Consider the following 19266-nt stretch of genomic DNA (forward strand, 5'->3'; position numbering starts at 1 on the left):
ATAATAAAATATTTGTTTCGGGGTGAAGATATGGAAATACGAAAAGATGTGCAAAATAGATTAAGAAGAATAGAAGGACAGGTTAAGGGAATAGAGAAGATGATTGAAACAGGTGCCAATTGCAAAGATGTACTTATACAAATAGCTGCAATAAGAGCTGCACTTAACAAAGTAGGGGGCATAGTTTTAGAGAATTACGCAAAGGATTGCATTGGATGTAGTGAAGGAAATGGTAAGCTAGATGGATTAATGGAAGCACTTTTAATGTTTATTAAATAAAACTTCTAGTTTTGTCTAGAAGTTTTTCTGATTCTATGTATAAAAACTATTACTTTTGTAATGGAAGATGCTAATAATATACCTACTGCTATAGCACCTGCACTAGAAATAGTGTCTAATCCTGTGCTTAAAAACATATTTATATTTCCTTGAACTGACTGAAGCATAGTATAATACATGCCTCCACCAGGAACAAGGGTAATTATTGAGCATACGGAAAATGTTGTAACTGGAGATTTTAAAATACGAGCAAAAATTTCAGAATATATTCCAGCAAATAGTGAAGAGGCAAATAAAGCAAAGAGGTTATAGTTTGAATAATTTAATACAGCTAAGTAAATATACCAAGTCAGGCTTCCACCTAGGGAGGCAAACAATAAATTTTTACCTTTTATATTAAATAATACTCCAAAGGATAAAGTAGCAAGAAAAGAGTATAAGGATTTTAGTAACATATTATAAAATACCCCCAATTAAAATTCCAAAATAATCAAACCAAATTTTCAATATAATACCAGAACCAACTGCAATAGCTATAGCAATTAAAAATGCTTCTATTCCTCGTGATACACCTGCTATTAAATCTCCTGCAATTGTATCACGAATAGCATTTGTTATTGCAAGACCAGGAACAAGGAGCATTATAGAACCTATTATTATTTTATCCACATTAGTGGCTAAGTGTAATTCTACTGATACTAATGCTAAAATAGCAGCTATTGCTCCTCCAAGAGCATTTGTAAAAAATTCATTAATATTAATGTTATTAAGCAATATTGATAACCATTTTATAATTATTCCTATAAAAAAGGAAACTATAAAGTCATTTAAATCTCCACCAAATAGCAAGGTGAAGAAAGAAGCACCTACGGCAGAAAAAAATAGAGTGGTTTTTATTCCATATCTTGGTGTCTCTGATATTTTTCTAAGCTCTTCATTTACGAAATCTACTGAAAGATTAGAAGGGCATATATTTCTTGATAAATCATTTACTCTAGATATTTTCTCCAAGTCCACAGTTCGAGTTTTTATTCTTTTAACGTGAGAAATAATACGACCATTAATATCTGTAGCGGATATCATGATTACCGTAGGAGTTACGAAACTCTCTGCACTAACTAGTCCGTAAGCATTGCAAATTCTTATTATAGTTTCTTCTACCCTATAAGTTTCTCCGCCGCTTTCTAGTATTATTTGTCCAGCTTTGGATGCCAAGTTTATTACATTGTTGATATTCATGAGTACCACCTTTTAATAAGTTTGTATAATTTAATAAATTAATTCAAGAAAAACTAATAATACTAAATAATTATAGCATAAAAATTTTTTATTAGAATATATCGGAAAATTGCGACAATAATGAAATTTTACTTTTTTCATTGAATATTGTCAAAATCAGTTTTATAATTTATTTAAATAAAATATTAAATATAATATTAAACAAAGGAGTGATTTATATGAACTTTGAAAATCTTAAAAATGTGGATAATGCAGTATTTAGTATTATGCAGTCGGAGATAGAAAGGCAGGAAAACAATATAGAGCTTATAGCTTCTGAAAACTTTACTAGTAAAGCAGTAATGGAGGCAATGGGTTCTCAATTAACAAATAAATATGCGGAAGGTTATCCAGGCAAAAGGTATTACGGCGGTTGTGAAATAGTTGATGAAATAGAAAATTTAGCAAGAGAAAGAATGAAAAAATTATTTAAGGCAGAGCACGCAAATGTTCAGCCACATTCAGGTTCACAGGCTAATATGGCTGTATATTTTGCAGTTTTAAACCCTGGTGATACTGTCTTAGGTATGAATTTAAGTCATGGTGGGCATCTAACTCATGGAAGTCCTGTAAATTTCTCAGGAAAACTTTTCAATTTTATTTCTTATGGTGTAAATAAAGATTCTGAACAGATTGATTACGAAGAAGTAAGAAAACAAGCTCTTGAATACAGGCCTAAAATGATTGTAGCTGGTGCAAGTGCTTACCCAAGAGTTATAGATTTTAAAAAGTTTAGGGAAATATGTGATGAAGTAGGAGCTTATTTTATGGTAGATATGGCTCATATAGCTGGTCTCGTAGCTACAGGAATTCATCCTTCGCCAGTTCCATATGCGGATTTCGTTACAACTACAACTCATAAAACATTAAGGGGACCAAGAGGAGGGGCTATTCTTTGTAGAGAAAAATATGCAAAGGATGTAGATAAAGCTATTTTCCCAGGCATGCAAGGAGGACCTCTTATGCATATTATTGCTGCAAAAGCTGTATGTTTTGAGGAAGCTTCCAAGGAAGAATTTAAATCTTACATAAATCAGGTTATCATAAATGCAAAGGTTCTTGGAGAAGAACTTAAAAATTATGGCTTTAGACTAGTATCTGGAGGTACTGATAATCATCTTTTATTGTTAGACTTAACAAATAAAAATATAACTGGAAAAGAAGCAGAAAAATTATTAGATGAAGCAAGGATAACAGTAAATAAAAATACTATACCTTTTGAAACTCAAAGTCCTTTTATTACAAGCGGAATAAGAATAGGTACTGCAGCCGTTACTACAAGGGGATTTAAAGAAGAAGAGATGAAGGAGATAGCGTACCTTATCAATTATGTTATTGAAAATAGAGGTATAAATATTGAAGAAGTAAAGAAAAGAGTAAATGAAATTTGTATTAAATTCCCAATATATTAATTTTATGATGATAGCATATTCCTTGTATATATGTAATTTCCTGGGAAATGATTTAAGGTAATAGTCTTTGTATGAAAAACATGTTGAAAGGATATAATTCAAAAAGTTAATATCTAAAATTAATATGGAGGAATTTGTATTGATTTATTATGATAGTTACAACTCACCTTTAGGTGAAATATTTGTAGTTGTGGATGCAGCTGGAGTTAATAGAATAGAACTTATAAAAGAGAATTGGTTGAAATTTATTGTAGATAAATCTATAAAAAGAGACTATAATGCCTGTTTTGAAGTTATAAAACAATTAGATGAATATTTTTCAGGAAAAAGAAAGTATTTTCATTTAAAACTTTCTATTGAAGGTACAGAATTTCGTAAAAAAGTATGGGAGGCTTTAATAGACATACCTTATGGAGAAGTTGTGAGTTATTCCAGTATAGCAAAAACTATTGGAAACCCAAAAGCAGTGCGTGCAGTAGGTCAAGCAAATAGAGCTAATCCTTTGCCTATTATCATTCCTTGTCACAGAGTAATTGGTAAAGATAAAAGATTGGTTGGATATGCTGGTACAAGAATAGATATAAAGAAAAAACTATTAAGATTAGAAGGAGTAAACTTAGTTTAAAACTAGACTTAGTAATAAATCCATCAGTATATTTATTCTTATTATAGTTGACAAAATTAGTCGGATTTGCTATTATATTTTTGAATCAATAGTCAGACACTTCGACTTGAAGGAGTGATTTAATGAAACTATCTACAAAAGGACGTTATGGTGTAAAAGCTATGGTAGATTTGGCTATCCACTATGGAGGAGCTCCTGTGTCTATCAAAAATATATCTGAAAGACAAAATATATCAGAATATTATCTTGAGCAGTTATTTTCACCATTAAGAAAAGCAAATTTAATTAAGAGTATAAGAGGGGCACAAGGTGGCTATGTGCTAAGTAAAGCTCCTAAAGATATAACCATAGCTGAAATTATGGAAATACTTGAAGGACCTATTGAAATTTCAAATTGTTTAGAAGAAACTAGCTGCAATAATGTAGATTGTTGTGCTACACGACTGCTGTGGGCAAAAATTAAGAATAGTATAGATAGCGTTACAAAGTCTACTACGCTGCAGGATATTCTTGATGATTATAATAATATGAATTCTGCTAACCAATAAGGAGTGAAAGGACATGAATAAACCTATATACATGGATTATGCTGCTACAACTTTTGTTAAACCTGAAGTTTTGGAAGAAATGCTACCTTATTTTACTGAGCACTTCGGAAACCCGTCTTCTATATATGCATTATCTAGAGAAACTAAAAAAGCTATTGATAAAGCTAGAGACAGAGTGGCAAAAGCAATAAATGCTGAAAGCAATGAAATATATTTCACTGGTGGAGGTTCTGAAGCTGATAATTGGGCTTTAAAAGGAGTAGCTTTTGCAAATAAAAATAAAGGTAACCATATTATTACTACAAAAATAGAACATCATGCTATACTACATGCATGTGAATACTTGCAGAAAAATGGATTTGAAGTTACATATCTGCCAGTTGATGAATATGGTTTTGTTAAAATAGAAGATTTAAAAAAAGCTATTACAGATAAGACTATTTTGATATCAATTATGTTTGCGAATAATGAAATCGGAACTATTCAACCTATAAAGGAAATCGGTAAACTTTGCAGGGATAGAAAAATATTATTTCATACAGATGCTGTGCAAGCAATTGGGAATATACCAGTAGATGTTAAAGATATGAATATTGATTTAATGTCAATGGCTGCTCATAAAATATATGGACCAAAGGGTACTGGCGCTCTCTATATAAGAAGGGGAGTAAAAATAGATAATTTGATACATGGTGGAGGACAGGAAAGAGCAAGAAGAGCTGGAACAGAAAATGTTGCAGGAATAGTAGGTTTTGGTAAAGCTTGTGAGCTTGCAACTGCTGATATGGAAAAACATGCAGAGCGATTAATAAAACTTAGAGATAGATTAATAAATGGACTGTTAAAGATACCATATTCCAGGTTAAATGGGCCATATAAGGAAGGAAGGCTTCCTGGAAATGTTAATATATGTTTTAAATTTATTGAAGGTGAAGCTATACTTCTTCTTTTAGATAGTATGGGAATATGTGCATCTAGCGGTAGTGCATGTACATCAGGTTCTCTTGATCCTTCTCATGTACTTTTAGCTATTGGGCTTCCGCATGAAATTGCGCATGGATCTTTAAGACTTAGCTTAGGTGACAAAAATACAGAAGAAGAGGTTGATTATGTAATCGAAACTGTAGAAAAAGTAGTTTTTAGACTTAGAGAAATGTCTCCACTTTGGGATGACTTTTTAAAGAAAGGAGAACAATAAGAAATGTATAGCGAGAAAGTTATGGATCATTTTATGAATCCAAGAAATGTAGGAGAAATTGTTGATGCTGATGGTGTTGGAGAAGTTGGAAATGCTAAATGTGGAGACATAATGAAAGTGTATCTTAAAATAGAAAATAATATAGTAGTTGATGCAAAATTTAAAACTTTTGGATGTGGTTCTGCTATAGCTTCTTCAAGTATGGCAACAGAGCTTATAAAAGGAAAAACTATTGAAGAGGCTTGGAAGCTTACAAATAAAGCTGTTGCTGAAGCACTTGATGGTCTTCCACCTGTAAAAATGCACTGTTCAGTTCTTGCAGAGGAAGCTATTCATAAGGCTATCAACAATTACAGAATTTCAAAAGGTTTGGAACCTTGGGATTACAAAGAACATAATGATATACATGAAGAGGTTCATGGAGAATAGATAAAAAATATAACTCTTTACAGGGTTATATTTTTTTATTTTAGGGGAAAATATATAGATAGGTATATTTTAAAATCTATGAATTAATTGAGGTTAAAAATGTTTAGAAGCAAGGATTTTATTTTAATGGACGTTATAGATATACACGGTAAAAAAATAGGTTTTGTAAAGGATATAATAATAGATTTTCACAATGGAGAAGTTAATGGAGTTGTAGTTTCTTCCTACAGGCTTTTTCAAAAAAACATAAATGTACTCAGAGAAAATATTATATCTTTTAATAAATCAATGGTTATAAGAGGATGGAATAAAGAATCATATCTTAAATTTTCAAACATTAAAGATATGGATATTATAAATAAATATGGAGATGTTATAGGAATAACTGAAGATATATTGTTTCATGAGTTTACATTTAAAATTCATGGTATTATAGTATCTACTGGATTAATCAAAAATATTATTTCTGGAAAGAAAATTTTGCTTACAAATAGTCTAATATTGGGTGAGAAAAACATGCTGTATTATAAAGATAAAAGTAATATTGATTTTGTGAGTGTTCCACATAAATTGTTTACGGAAGTTGGATGTTATGAAAAAGATATATAGATATTTATTAGTACTTATAATACTTTTTACAATTATATACATTTCGCTTAAAAGTCCAATTCTAAAAGAGGTGTATTATTTAATATTTATCTCTTTTATAATAGCTTATTCAATTAGGCCATTAATAAAAATACTAGTAGAAAAGGGTATAAGTAGAAAATTATCGGCCGTTTTAGTATTAGTTATTTTTATAGTACTTTTCCTTGGGACTTTTGTTATAATAATACCTTCTATTTTTAAAGAAAGTTTATATATTAGTAATACCTTTGGAAAAATACAAACAATTATTGATGGATTATATCTAAAAATAAAACCACTTAGCAATAATAAAACAATTTACGCAATATTAGATACACTATATTCCAATTCAAATAAGATGATTATAGATTTGTTTAACAAAATATTATCAGGAGCCTTCAGCCTAGGAGAAAATATGCTTTCTCTGGCTGTTATTCCAATTTTAGTATATTATTTTTTAGCAGATAGTGAAATTATAGCTAACAGAATGATTATGTTTTTTCCAGCTAATTTCAGATGTATAATTAAGAAGATAGTAGAAGATATAGACAAAATGCTGGGGCGATATATTATAAGTCAGTTTATTCTATGTGCTATAATAGGAATATGTACATTTATTGTCCTAATAATTTTAAAAGTAGATTTTCCAATATTATTATCATTATTAAATGCATTGTTTAATATTATTCCATACTTTGGACCATTATTTGGAGCAATTCCTGCAATTTTAGTGGCGCTTTTGTCTTCTGTTAAAACAGCAATATGGACAGCAGTTTGTCTTTATTTTATACAGCAAGTAGAGGGTGATATTATATCACCTAAAATTACAGGGGACAGTATAAATATGCATCCGCTGTTAGTTATCATACTTCTTTTGATAGGCAGTAAAGTAGGCGGATTTTTAGGCATGGTTTTAGCAGTGCCAATTGGAGTTATAATAAAAATACTCTATGAAGATTTTAATTACTATTTATTTTAGAAAAATAGTTTCCATATATTTAGTTAATACTTTATGGTTACATTACAACATATTGACATGTGAAAAATTTTAACTTATAATTTTTATGAATTATATATGAAGGCTATGATGAGAAGGAGTAAATTTATCTGTACATTTAGAGAGGAAGTGGGTGGTGAAAACTTCTTGGTGGATATTTTGAAGCAGTCTCGGAGTCATATATGTTAAAGTGATACAATTATTTTGTAGTAAATCTAAGTTCTACAATTGTATAATTAGGGTGGTACCGCGGATAACTTTCGTCCCTTTTGGGAATTGAAAGTTTTTTTATTTTACTTAAACTAAAATAAATATGGAGGAATTTATATGAAAAAAATGGGTTTAAACGAAGTAAGAGAAGCATATTTAAGTTTTTTTGAGAGTAAAAATCATTTAAGGTTATCTAGCTTTTCACTTATACCTCAAGGTGATAAAAGCTTACTTTTAATAAATGCAGGTATGGCTCCTTTAAAGCCTTATTTTACAGGACTTCAAGTCCCACCCAGTAAAAGAATTACTACCTGTCAAAAATGCATAAGAACAGGAGATATTGATAATGTAGGCAAAACTTCAAGACATGGAACTTTTTTTGAAATGCTTGGTAACTTTTCATTTGGAGATTATTTTAAGGAGGAAGTTATTCCTTGGGCTTGGGAGTTTGTAACAGAAGTGTTGCAAATACCGAAGGATAAGCTTTATGTAACAATTTATTTAGAAGATGATGAAGCATATGATATTTGGTGCAAATCTACAGATATTGATCCATCACGTATTTTTAGATTAGGGAAAGAAGATAATTTTTGGGAAATCGGTCAAGGACCTTGTGGACCATGCTCAGAAATACATTACGACAGAGGGAATGGCAAAGTAAATACTCTTGAAGATTTTATAAAAGCTGCAGAAGAAGATAGAATAGTTGAGTTTTGGAATTTAGTATTTACTCAATTTGATAAAGACGAAGAAGGAATATATCACAAGCTTCCTAATCCTAATATAGATACAGGTATGGGATTAGAAAGAATTGCTACAATAATGCAAGGTGTAAACAGCATTTTTGAAGTAGATACTATTAAAAGCATATTAGATGAAGTATGTAGAATATCAAATAGCAAATATGGAGAAGATTACAATAAAGATGTTTCAATAAGAATAATAACTGATCATGTTAGAAGTATGACTTTTATGATTTGTGATGGCGTTCTTCCATCTAATGAAGGAAGAGGTTATGTACTTAGAAGAATTTTAAGAAGAGCTGCGAGACATGGAAGATTGTTAGGTATAAGTAAAACATTTTTATATAATTTATGCGAAACAGTTATAAATGCTTCAAAAGGTGCCTATGGTGAATTAGAAGAAAAAAGAGAATATATTAAAAAAGTTATTAAATTAGAGGAAGAAAGATTTGAAGAAACTATAGACAGTGGTATTCAGATTTTAAAAGATTTTATATGTGAGCTTGAGCATAAAGGAACAAATACACTTTCAGGAAGCAATGCCTTTAAGCTGTATGATACTTATGGATTTCCATTAGAACTTACCTTGGAAATATTAGAAGAAAAAGGTTTTAAAGTTGATGTAGAAGGCTTTAATCATGAAATGAAAAATCAAAGAGAACGAGCTAGAGCTGCTAGAGAACAATCTAATTATATGGGAAGTGAAGAAAGCATTTTAGATAAAATATCTGTAGATTTAAATACTGATTTTGTAGGATACCAAAACCTTGCTTGTAACTCAGTTGTAGAACTTTTAATTAAGGAAGACGAATTTATAAAATCCTTAAATAGTGGAGAAAAAGGCATTATCATTACAAGAGAGACACCATTTTATGCTGAAATGGGAGGGCAAGTAGGAGATAAAGGTATTATTTATGGACATAATTTTAAGGCAGAGGTTTTAGATTGTAAGAAGAATGTTTCAGGTAAAATACTTCATTTTGTCAATGTATTAGAAGGTAGTGTTGAAACAGGTTGCAATGTTTCTTTAGAAGTGGATAAAAATAGAAGAGATAACATTAGAAAAAATCATACTGCAACCCATATCCTTCATAAAGCTTTAAAGCTAGTGCTTGGAGATCATGTTAATCAAGCAGGTTCATATGTTGATAGCTTAAGGTTACGATTTGACTTTACGCATTTTAGTGAAGTAAGCTATGAGGAACTAAAAAAGATAGAAGATATAGTAAATGAGAATATAATGAAAGTTTATAATGTTGTAACAGATGTAATGACTATAGATGAAGCAAAGCAAAGTGGTGCAGTAGCGTTGTTTGACGAAAAGTATCAAGATGAAGTCAGAGTAGTATCTGTAGGTGATTTCAGCAAGGAACTTTGTGGTGGAACACATGTACAAAATTCTGGAGAAATAGGATTATTTAAAATTGTTTCAGAATCAGGAGTTGCAGCTGGTATAAGAAGAATAGAAGCTGTTACTGGGTTTAATGCATTATCTTTTATAGAAGAAAAAAATAATTTATTAAAAGAAGCTGCAGCTGCACTTAGATGTTCAGAGAAAGACTTAATAAACAAAATAAATTTAGAGTTAGTTGAGTTAAAAGAGAAAGAAAAGGAAATAATAGAGCTAAGAAGAAAGCTTGTAGGTTCAGTTGAAGAAGAAGTATTAAATAGCTTAAGAGAGATTAAAGGAATTAAGTTTATTGCTGCTTCACTTAAAGATATTGATAGCGACTCTCTTAGAAACTTAGCAGATAAAATAAGGGATAGAATAACTGATGGTGTGGTTGTTTTAGGAAGTAGTTTTGAAGGCAGGGTACAGTTTGTAGCAATGGCCTCAAAATCTGTTTTAAACAAAGGAGTACACTGCGGAAAAATAGTTAAAGAAATTGCAGCTATAGCAGGAGGCGGAGGCGGTGGAAGGCCTGACATGGCTCAAGCTGGAGGAAAACTTGTAGAAAAACTGGATGAAGCTATAGGTAGTGTAGAAGCAATATTGGAATCTTTGGTTAAATAGTGTACTTTTTTAAAAATATAGTTTATAATATATTTAAGCATACCTATTATCATTTGAGAATGATAAGAAGAGGGGTGAGAAAGCAATGGGGAACATTAATGAAAATACAATACAATTCGATTTTTCAAAAGATAAAAAGGATTTGACAAAAGAAATTTTAAACGAAGTATATAATTCTTTGATAAAAAAGGGATATAACCCTGTAAATCAGTTAGTGGGTTATTTGATTTCTGGTGATCCTACCTATATAACTAATTATAATGGTGCTAGAGCTTTAGTTAGGAAACTGGAAAGAGATGAAATTCTTGAGGAAGTGTTAAAAGCTTATCTAGGAATAAAATAAAAATGCCCTTATTGGGCATTTTTATTTTAACTCTACACATAATAAAAGGAGAAAATATATGAGAATATTAGGGTTAGACGTTGGGGATAAAACTATTGGTGTTGCCATTAGTGATCCGTTAGGACTTACAGCACAAGGTATTAAAACTATAAGTAGAAAATCTAAAAAAACAGATTTAGAAGAGTTAAGAGAAATTTGCAGACAATATGAAGTTGATACAATTGTAGTAGGATTGCCCAAAAATATGAATGGTACAGTAGGCACTCAAGGTGAAAAAGTTATTGCATTTTGTGAGTATATAAAAGAAAATATTAATATTCCTCTAAAGATGTGGGATGAAAGACTTACTACAGTAGCTGCTCATCGTGTAATGCTTGAGGCTGATTTATCTAGATCTAAAAGAAAAAAGCTAGTAGATAAGATAGCTGCTACATATATACTTCAAGGATATTTAGACAGTATATCAAAATAATTTTTAAAATAATGATAAATGTAAAAAAGGAGAGAAAGATTTATGGAAAATGATATAAGCACAATAGTTCTTACTGATGAGAATGGTGAAGAAAAAGAATTCGATGTTATAACAAAATTAGATATTGAAGATAAGGAATATGTTATTGTAGTTCCTTCTGATGAAGAGAACGTAGATGCTATAGCACTTAGAATTGAAAAAGATGAAGATGGTAATGATGTTTTAGTAACTATAGACGATGATGATGAGTTTGCTATGGTTTCTGAAGCTTATGAATTAATTTTTTCTGACGAAGAATTAAACTAATAAAAGCGAGGTTTTATAATGTCAAAGCTATCTCCAAGTGAAATAGAAAGTTTAAAGAGCAATCTTAAAGAAAAAGGTTATAAGTTAACTCCTCAAAGGAGAGCGATTGTTGATATTATAATAAGAAATGAAGGAAGCCACTTAACTACAGAAGAGTTATATGATTTAGTTAAAGTGGAATGTCCTGAAATTGGTTTAGCTACCGTTTATAGAACCATACAATTATTAGAAGAACTTGGAGTAGTTAGCAAGTTGGATTTAAATGATGGATGTTATAGGTATGAATTAGTACATGAAGCTGAAAGTCATCACCATCATCACTTAATTTGCAACAATTGTGGAAAGGTTATAGAGGTTGAAGGTGATTTGTTAGAAGTATTAGAGCATGAAATTGAAAGTAAATATAATTTTAAGATAAAAAATCATAGTGTAAAATTTTACGGAATATGTGAGAATTGCCATAAAAGATAATATACAAAATAATGAAAAGGAGGGTAGCTATGAAAAAAGAAAAGGATAAGATTAGAATTATTCCTTTAGGGGGGGTTAACGAAATAGGAAAGAACCTTACTGCAATAGAGTATAAAAATGATATAATTGTTATAGATTGTGGCTTAAGGTTTCCGGATGAAGAGATGTTTGGTATAGACCTTGTTATACCAGATGTAACTTATTTAGTAAAAAATATAGATAAAGTAAAAGGAATATTTTTAACTCATGGACATGAAGATCACATAGGAGCGCTTCCTTATGTTTTAAAGGAGCTTAATGTACCTGTATACGGAACTATGCTGACTTTAGGTATTGTAGAATCAAAATTAAAAGAGCACGGACTTTTAAGTACAGTAGAGTTAAGACGTATTAGCCCTAAAGATGTTATTAAACTTGAAAGTGTATCTGTGGAATTTATAAAAACCAATCATAGTATAGCAGACTCAGTGGCTATTGCTATTCATACTTCACTGGGAATAATACTTCATACTGGAGACTTTAAAATAGACTATACTCCTATCGATGGAGTTGTTGCTGATTTACCAAGATTTGCAGAGCTTGGTAAAAAAGGTGTTATTGTAATGTTAGCTGATAGTACAAATGTTGAAAGATCTGGCTATACAATGTCTGAAAGTACAGTTGGCGAAACTTTTGAGAGCATATTTTCAGAGGCAAAAGGCAGAATAATAGTTGCAACTTTTGCATCTAATATTCATAGAATACAACAAATTATAACTGCTGCAAGTAAATTTGGTAGAAAAGTTGCTGTATCTGGAAGAAGTATAGAGAATATTGTAGCAGTAGCAGCTGAATTAGGATACATTACTGCTGAAAAAGAAATATTTATTGGAATTGATAATATAAATAAATATAATGATAATCAAATTGTAATTATCACTACTGGCAGTCAAGGAGAACCTATGTCTGCTCTTTCAAGAATGGCAGCATCCGAACATAAGAAGGTAAATATTTCAGTAGGAGATACAGTTGTAATATCGGCAACCCCTATACCTGGCAATGAAAAATTTGTTTCGAGAGTTATTAATCAATTATTTAAAAAGGGTGCTGAAGTTATATATGAAGCTTTAGCTGATGTTCATGTTTCAGGTCATGCTTGTCAAGAAGAGTTAAAGCTAATTCATACACTAGTTAAACCAAAGTTTTTTATACCTGTACATGGAGAGTACAGGCATTTGAAGCAGCACGCAGAACTTGCAATAAAACTAGGACTTGCTAAAAATAATGTTATAATAGCAGATACTGGTGATGTTATAGAAGTTACAAGGGACTCTATAAAGAAAAATGGTTCAGTTATATCGGGACAGGTTTTTGTTGATGGTTTAGGTGTTGGAGATGTAGGCAATATAGTGCTTAGAGATAGAAAACACTTATCACAAGATGGTATTTTAACTGTAGTTGTTACAATAGAAAAAGAATCTGGTAATGTTATTGCTGGACCAGATATAATATCTAGAGGATTTGTTTATGTAAGAGAATCAGAAGATTTAATGGAACAATCAAGATTAATTGTAAAAGATGCATTAAGAGAATGTGAAGAAAAACACATAACGGAATGGGCTACAATTAAATCTAATATCAAAGAAGCTTTAAGACTTTTCTTATATGAGAAAACTAAAAGAAAGCCAATGATTTTGCCAATAATAATGGAAATTTAATATAGATTTGCTCTGTAAGTTGACTTTTTATATCACTAATATTAGAATAAGTATGATGTAAACAAAATTGGGTACTTAAAAAGTATCCAATTTTTGTTTGATATAAATACTGTTGTTAATTCGTAGCATTAATTATATTAATAGAATGAGATATGGAGGAAATAAAGCATGGAATTATTTACGAGGAATGATATAAGAAATATTGCTATAATAGCCCACGTTGATCATGGAAAAACTACTTTAGTTGATGCTCTTTTAAGACAAAGTAATGTTTTTAGAATAAACGAAAAGGTACAAGAAAGAGTAATGGATTCTAATGAATTAGAAAGAGAAAGAGGTATTACTATACTATCTAAAAATACTGCTGTACAACATAATGGTGTTAAGATAAATATTGTGGATACTCCTGGACACGCAGACTTTGGAGGAGAAGTTGAGAGAGTTTTGAAAATGGTAGACAGTGTACTTTTGGTTGTAGACGCTTTTGAAGGACCTATGCCCCAAACTAAATTTGTACTGAAAAAGGCATTGGAATTAAATCTCAAGCCTATAGTAGTAATTAACAAGATAGATAGACCAGATTCAAGACCAGATGAAGTAATAGATGAAGTTTTTGATCTTTTTGTTGAATTAGGTGCAAATGATGAACAACTTGATTTTCAAATAGTGTATTGTTCTGCTAAAGATGGAATAGCTAAAAAAGAATTAAATGATAGTAGTGATAACATGGAACCTTTATTTGATATTATAATTAAAAATGTTAAGGCTCCTACAGGTTATATAGACAAACCTCTTCAAATGCTTGTAACAACACTTGACTCTAATGAATATGTAGGCAAAATAGCAATAGGAAAAATAGAAAGAGGAGTTATAAGAAGAAATCAAACAGCAGCTCTTATAAGACGTGATGGTTCTATTCGCAATGTTAAAATATCAAATTTATATGTATTTAAAGGATTAAAAAAAGAAGAGGTTGAGGAAGCCAAAATTGGAGATATAGTAGCTGTTTCTGGAATATCAGATATAAATATTGGAGAAACGATAGCTAGTTTAGATAATCCTGAAGCTTTACCTTTTGTAGAAATAGATGAGCCAACGTTAAGCATGAATTTTATGGTAAATGATTCTCCTTTTGCAGGAAGAGAAGGGGATTATGTAACATCTAGGCATTTAAGAGATAGGCTTATGAAGGAAATTCAGACTAATGTTAGCTTAAAAGTTGAGGAAACTGACTCTGCAGATAACTTTAAAGTAAGTGGCAGGGGAGAATTACATCTTTCAATTCTAATAGAAACAATGAGAAGAGAAGGATATGAATTTCAAGTTTCTAAGCCAACTGTAATCTTTAAAGAAGAAAATGGAACATTACTCGAGCCAATTGAAAGATTGACAATAGACGTACCAGAGGAGTTTATGGGAGTAGTAATGGAAAAACTAGGACCAAGAAAAGCGGAAATGGTTAATATGACTTCTGCAATTAATGGTTATACAAGACTGGAGTTTTTAATACCTTCTAGAGGATTAATTGGTTTTAGAAACGAATTTATGACTGATACAAAAGGTAATGGTATAATGAACCATATACTCGATGGATATGACAAATTTAAAGGTGATATACCAGAAAGAAGCAGAGGTTCTATTGTAGTTTTTGAAACTGGAGAAGCGGTTACTTATGGATTGTATAATGCACAGGAGAGAGGAACACTTTTTATAGGACCTGGTACAGAGGTGTATGAGGGAATGATTGCTGGAGAACATTCAAGAGCAGGTGATGTAGAAGTAAATGTATGTAAAAAGAAGCATCTTTCAAATACTAGAGCTTCTGGTTCAGATGATGCTTTAAGGTTAACTCCTGTAAAACCCATGTCTTTAGAACAGTGTCTTGAATTTATTGCGTCAGACGAACTTGTTGAGGTTACACCTAAAAGTATTAGAATGAGAAAGAAAATATTAAATAATGAACTTAGAAAAAAAGCTGTTAATAGAAACAAGTAATAATTAGTTAAAATAAAAATTATGGGGTGGGGTAATGAAAAAGAAAATTATTTTCGCGCTTGTTCCTATCTTAGTTACAATTATTATAGGCTTTATAATATATTCTGATGCTGCAAAAATTATAAGGCATCCTTTTGCAGACAGTACAGAACCTGTTAGAATAAAAGTTAACAATGGGGATAGTTTAAATGGTTTAATAAATAAGCTTTATAGTGAAAAAAAGATTGGAAATTCATATTTGATAAAGTGGTATATAAAGAAACAAAACTTAGATACTAATATAAAGCCTGGCAGCTATGTTATAAATAAAGATGTTTCTTTAAATGACTTTATAAAAATTCTTAATGAAGGAAAATATAATGAAAATGCAGTTAAGGTAACAATACCAGAAGGATATAATATTGAACAAGTAGCTGCACTTTTACAAGAAAAAGAAATTATTAGTAAAGATGATTTTATAAAGAGCTGTAAAGAGTATAGACTTCCAAATTACGTAAAAGCTGAGGAAAAAAGAAAATATGCATTAGAAGGTTATCTTTTTCCAGATACTTATGAATTAGTTAAAGGTATGAACGGAAAAGATATAATAGATATAATGATTAAAAATTTTGAGAAAGTTTTAAAGGACGTAGAGCAGAAGATAAATAGAGTTATAAAAACTGAAGAAATTGATAAGTTAATTATCATGGCATCAATAGTAGAAAAGGAAGCTGAGGCAGCTAACGAAAGACCGGTTATTGCTTCTGTATTTTACAATAGACTTAAAATAAAAATGCCAATGCAATCTTGTGCTACTGTAGAATATGCTTTGGGAGTTCACAAGTCTGTATATACTTATAAGGATTTAGAAATAGAATCGCCTTATAATACTTACAAAGTAAAGGAGCTGCCCATAGGACCTGTGGCTAATCCAGGAAAGGACTCCATAATTGCAGCAGCAGCTCCAGCACAAACAAACTATATATATTTTGTATCAAAGTTTGATGGTACAAAAACTCACTTTTTTACAAAAGATTATAATGAATTTTTACGCTACAAGAAGGTGTCAGATGAAAACTTAGCGAAGATGAATAAATAGATGGAGGAAACTTAATGAGTGGAATTACTTATGATTATATGGAGCAGTATATAAGAAGCTTAATACCACGCAGTGAAGGTATTCTTGAAGAATTGGAAGTTTATGCTAAAGAGAATTCTGTTCCAATAATACAAAAGGAAGTAGGGAAATTCCTTGAACTTATGATAAATATAAAAAAGCCAATGAAAATATTGGAGTTAGGTACAGCTATTGGATATTCAGCTATACTTATGAGCATAAGTTCTCCAGTAAAAAGCCACATAGTTACTATCGAAAGAGATGAAAATATGGTTAATACAGCACTGGAAAACATAAATAAATATGGATTTAAAGATAAGATAAAGGTTATACAGGGTGATTGTCTTGAAGTGCTTCAAAAATTAGAAGAAGAGTTTGATTTAATATTTATGGATGCAGGAAAAGGACATTATAATCATTTTCTTCCGCACTGTTTAAGATTGCTAAGTAAGGAAGGGATCATTATTGCAGATAATGTGCTTTTTAAAGGTATGGTAGCTTCAAGAGATTTATTAAAGAGAAGAAAAATTACTATAGTAAAACGTATGAAAACATATTTGGAATTGGTTTCTAGTAATAAAGAACTTATAACTTCAGTTATACCTATGGGTGATGGCATAGCAGTAACTGGAAGGAGGATTATCAATGAATAAACCAGAGTTATTAGCTCCAGCAGGAAACTTAGAAAAACTTAAAACTGCTATAAATTTTGGGGCAGATGCTGTGTATTTAGGAGGAAATAAACTAAACTTAAGAGCTTTTGCCGATAATTTTGGAAATGATGAGTTAAAAAAAGGTATAGAATATGCTCATAAAAAAGGTAAAAAAGTATATGTTACGCTTAATGTATTTCCACATAATGAAGATCTAGAAGGTCTTGAAGAATATTTAACACAACTTTACAATCTAAATGTGGATGCAATAATAGTATCTGATCCAGGCATAATAATGACTGCAAGAGAAATAGTTCCAGATTTAGAGCTTCATTTAAGTACTCAAGCAAACAATGTTAATTGGAAATCTGCATTATTTTGGCATAAAATAGGTATTAAAAGAATTGTTTTGGCTAGAGAATTATCTTTAAAGCAGATTAAATATATACGCGAAAAACTTCCAGAAAGTTGTGAGCTGGAAGCTTTTGTGCATGGTTCTATGTGTATGTCTTATTCGGGGAGATGTCTTCTATCTAATTATATGACAGGAAGAGATGCAAATAGAGGAGAGTGTGCTCAGCCATGCAGATATAAATACTACCTTATGGAAGAAAAAAGACCAGGAGAATTCTTTCCAGTATTTGAGGATGAAAAGGGAACTTATATAATGAATTCTAAGGACTTATGTATGATTCAGCATATTCCAGAACTTGTAAATTCAGGTATTACTTCTTTTAAGATTGAAGGAAGAATGAAAAGTTCTTTTTATGTAGCTACAGTAGTTAAGGCATATAGAGAAGCTATAGATGTTTATTTTAATAATCCAAAGGAATATAAGTTTGATGAAAAGTGGATGAATATTTTAGAAATGGCTAGTCATAGAGAATACCATACTGGATTTTACTTTGGAGAGAAAAATAAGCAAGTCTATGGAACTTCAGCCTATATAAGAACTCACGATATAGTTGGCATTGTGAAAAAATATAATAAGGAAAAGGGTATTGCTGTAATTGAGCAAAGGAATAAAGTGTTTAATGGAGATAAAGTTGAGATTTTGCGACCTGAGGGCAATAATTTTCATATAACTTTAGAAGATATGAGAGATTTAGAGGGCAATCTTTTAGAGTCTACTCCACAGGCACAAATGCTATATACTATTAAGACTAATATAGAACTTAAGGAAGATGATATGCTCATAAAATCCAAGGAGGAAAAATAATGAGGCGTCCAGTTTTAATAGGAATTACAGGAGGTACGGGTTCTGGAAAAAGTACTATTGCAAAGGAGATTTATAAAAAATTTGGAGCAGATAGTATTGCAATGATTGAACAGGATTCTTATTATAAAGACCAGAGTCAACTTTCCTTTGAAGATAGAATTAAAACAAATTACGATCACCCTGATGCTTTTGACAATGCATTGTTAATAGAGCACTTAAATAAACTGTTAGCAGGTGTAGCAATTGAAAAGCCAATCTATGATTTTGAAATTCATAATAGAAAAAAAGAAACAATAAGAGTTGAGCCAAGAGATATAATAATACTTGAAGGTATACTAATCTTGCAAGACATAGATATAAGAAATTTACTGCAAATAAAAATATATGTAGATACTGATGCTGATGTAAGAATAATTAGGAGACTAAAAAGGGATATAAATGAACGAGGCAGAACAGTAGATTCTGTAATCAATCAATATCTTAATGTAGTAAGACCTATGCATATGCAGTTTACTGAACCTACTAAAAGATATGCTGACATAATAATTCCAGAAGGCGGTCATAACAAAGTTGCTATTGATATGTTGATAGCGAATATAAAACAATTTTTACAAAAAGAAGAAGATTAGAATAAAACACCTCGCTTTAGGCTAG

General features: G+C 30.7%; 21 protein-coding genes and 1 other annotated feature. Of the genes, 19 read left to right on the forward strand and 2 right to left on the reverse strand.

What is annotated here, in order from left to right; all coding sequences use genetic code 11:
- Positions 1 to 30: 30 nt before the first annotated feature.
- Positions 31 to 279: a metal-sensitive transcriptional regulator gene (locus M2651_RS05350; protein ID WP_252131314.1), complete on the forward strand. Its 249-nt coding sequence runs from the start codon at positions 31 to 33 to the stop codon at positions 277 to 279.
- A 5-nt stretch (positions 280 to 284) separates the two neighbouring features.
- Here the strand turns inward: M2651_RS05350 and M2651_RS05355 are convergent, their stop codons facing one another.
- Both M2651_RS05355 and M2651_RS05360 read right to left on the reverse strand, forming a co-directional pair.
- Positions 285 to 734, reverse strand: coding sequence for a threonine/serine exporter family protein (locus tag M2651_RS05355; protein WP_252131315.1), 450 nt, complete (start codon positions 732 to 734; stop codon positions 285 to 287).
- Position 735: 1 nt separating this feature from the next.
- Entirely contained in the window at positions 736 to 1518 is a 783-nt protein-coding gene (locus tag M2651_RS05360) for a threonine/serine exporter family protein (RefSeq protein WP_252131316.1), read from the reverse strand.
- A gap of 218 nt (positions 1519 to 1736) precedes the next feature.
- On the opposite strand from M2651_RS05360, the gene glyA reads away from it, so the two are divergent.
- The 18 genes from glyA (at position 1737) to udk (ending at position 19241) form a co-directional block, all read left to right on the forward strand.
- On the forward strand, positions 1737 to 2969 hold the full coding sequence (glyA, locus tag M2651_RS05365; protein ID WP_252131317.1) for a serine hydroxymethyltransferase: 1233 nt from the start codon (positions 1737 to 1739) through the stop codon (positions 2967 to 2969).
- 142 nt (positions 2970 to 3111) lie between these two features.
- A complete protein-coding gene (locus tag M2651_RS05370) occupies positions 3112 to 3594 on the forward strand; it encodes a methylated-DNA--[protein]-cysteine S-methyltransferase (RefSeq protein WP_434062138.1) in 483 nt (160 codons plus the stop codon).
- A 122-nt stretch (positions 3595 to 3716) separates the two neighbouring features.
- The gene (locus M2651_RS05375; protein ID WP_252131319.1) at positions 3717 to 4142 is read left to right on the forward strand and encodes an RrF2 family transcriptional regulator; all 426 of its coding nucleotides are present in this window, start codon (positions 3717 to 3719) and stop codon (positions 4140 to 4142) included.
- A 13-nt stretch (positions 4143 to 4155) separates the two neighbouring features.
- Positions 4156 to 5340, forward strand: a complete 1185-nt coding sequence (gene nifS / locus M2651_RS05380; protein WP_252131320.1) for a cysteine desulfurase NifS — start codon at positions 4156 to 4158, stop codon at positions 5338 to 5340.
- A gap of 3 nt (positions 5341 to 5343) precedes the next feature.
- Positions 5344 to 5769 (forward strand): Fe-S cluster assembly scaffold protein NifU, encoded by a 426-nt coding sequence (gene nifU, locus M2651_RS05385; RefSeq protein ID WP_252131321.1) that lies wholly within the window; start codon positions 5344 to 5346, stop codon positions 5767 to 5769.
- A gap of 99 nt (positions 5770 to 5868) precedes the next feature.
- Positions 5869 to 6378 carry a PRC-barrel domain-containing protein gene (locus M2651_RS05390; protein ID WP_252131322.1) on the forward strand — a complete coding sequence of 170 codons (510 nt, stop codon included), beginning with the start codon at positions 5869 to 5871 and terminating at the stop codon, positions 6376 to 6378.
- Positions 6362 to 7375, forward strand: a complete 1014-nt coding sequence (locus tag M2651_RS05395; protein ID WP_252131323.1) for an AI-2E family transporter — start codon at positions 6362 to 6364, stop codon at positions 7373 to 7375. Before M2651_RS05390 ends, M2651_RS05395 begins: the two co-directional genes overlap by 17 nt.
- 96 nt (positions 7376 to 7471) lie before the next feature.
- Positions 7472 to 7664, forward strand: a binding site (T-box leader).
- A 56-nt stretch (positions 7665 to 7720) separates the two neighbouring features.
- Positions 7721 to 10360, forward strand: coding sequence for an alanine--tRNA ligase (gene alaS / locus M2651_RS05400; protein ID WP_252131324.1), 2640 nt, complete (start codon positions 7721 to 7723; stop codon positions 10358 to 10360).
- Between the two features lie 85 nt (positions 10361 to 10445).
- Positions 10446 to 10703 (forward strand): IreB family regulatory phosphoprotein, encoded by a 258-nt coding sequence (locus M2651_RS05405; RefSeq protein WP_252131325.1) that lies wholly within the window; start codon positions 10446 to 10448, stop codon positions 10701 to 10703.
- A 58-nt stretch (positions 10704 to 10761) separates the two neighbouring features.
- On the forward strand, positions 10762 to 11175 hold the full coding sequence (gene ruvX / locus M2651_RS05410) for a Holliday junction resolvase RuvX (RefSeq protein WP_252131326.1): 414 nt from the start codon (positions 10762 to 10764) through the stop codon (positions 11173 to 11175).
- A gap of 42 nt (positions 11176 to 11217) precedes the next feature.
- The gene (locus M2651_RS05415; RefSeq protein WP_252131327.1) at positions 11218 to 11481 is read left to right on the forward strand and encodes a DUF1292 domain-containing protein; all 264 of its coding nucleotides are present in this window, start codon (positions 11218 to 11220) and stop codon (positions 11479 to 11481) included.
- A gap of 18 nt (positions 11482 to 11499) precedes the next feature.
- A complete protein-coding gene (locus M2651_RS05420; RefSeq protein ID WP_252131328.1) occupies positions 11500 to 11952 on the forward strand; it encodes a Fur family transcriptional regulator in 453 nt (150 codons plus the stop codon).
- Positions 11953 to 11981: 29 nt separating this feature from the next.
- Entirely contained in the window at positions 11982 to 13649 is a 1668-nt protein-coding gene (locus M2651_RS05425) for a ribonuclease J (protein WP_252131329.1), read from the forward strand.
- Positions 13650 to 13817: 168 nt separating this feature from the next.
- Positions 13818 to 15644: a translational GTPase TypA gene (typA, locus tag M2651_RS05430; protein WP_252131330.1), complete on the forward strand. Its 1827-nt coding sequence runs from the start codon at positions 13818 to 13820 to the stop codon at positions 15642 to 15644.
- Between the two features lie 34 nt (positions 15645 to 15678).
- Complete coding sequence (gene mltG / locus M2651_RS05435; RefSeq protein WP_252131331.1) at positions 15679 to 16722, forward strand: endolytic transglycosylase MltG; 1044 nt, start codon at positions 15679 to 15681, stop codon at positions 16720 to 16722.
- 14 nt (positions 16723 to 16736) lie between these two features.
- Positions 16737 to 17393: an O-methyltransferase gene (locus M2651_RS05440; RefSeq protein WP_252131332.1), complete on the forward strand. Its 657-nt coding sequence runs from the start codon at positions 16737 to 16739 to the stop codon at positions 17391 to 17393.
- Positions 17386 to 18612: a peptidase U32 family protein gene (locus M2651_RS05445; protein ID WP_252131333.1), complete on the forward strand. Its 1227-nt coding sequence runs from the start codon at positions 17386 to 17388 to the stop codon at positions 18610 to 18612. Before M2651_RS05440 ends, M2651_RS05445 begins: the two co-directional genes overlap by 8 nt.
- Entirely contained in the window at positions 18612 to 19241 is a 630-nt protein-coding gene (gene udk, locus M2651_RS05450) for a uridine kinase (RefSeq protein WP_252131334.1), read from the forward strand. The genes M2651_RS05445 and udk overlap by 1 nt, the downstream gene beginning before the upstream one ends.
- Positions 19242 to 19266: the final 25 nt, after the last annotated feature.

It is taken from the genome of Clostridium caldaquaticum, from assembly GCF_023806125.1.
Lineage (GTDB): Bacteria > Bacillota > Clostridia > Clostridiales > Clostridiaceae > Clostridium_AT > Clostridium_AT caldaquaticum.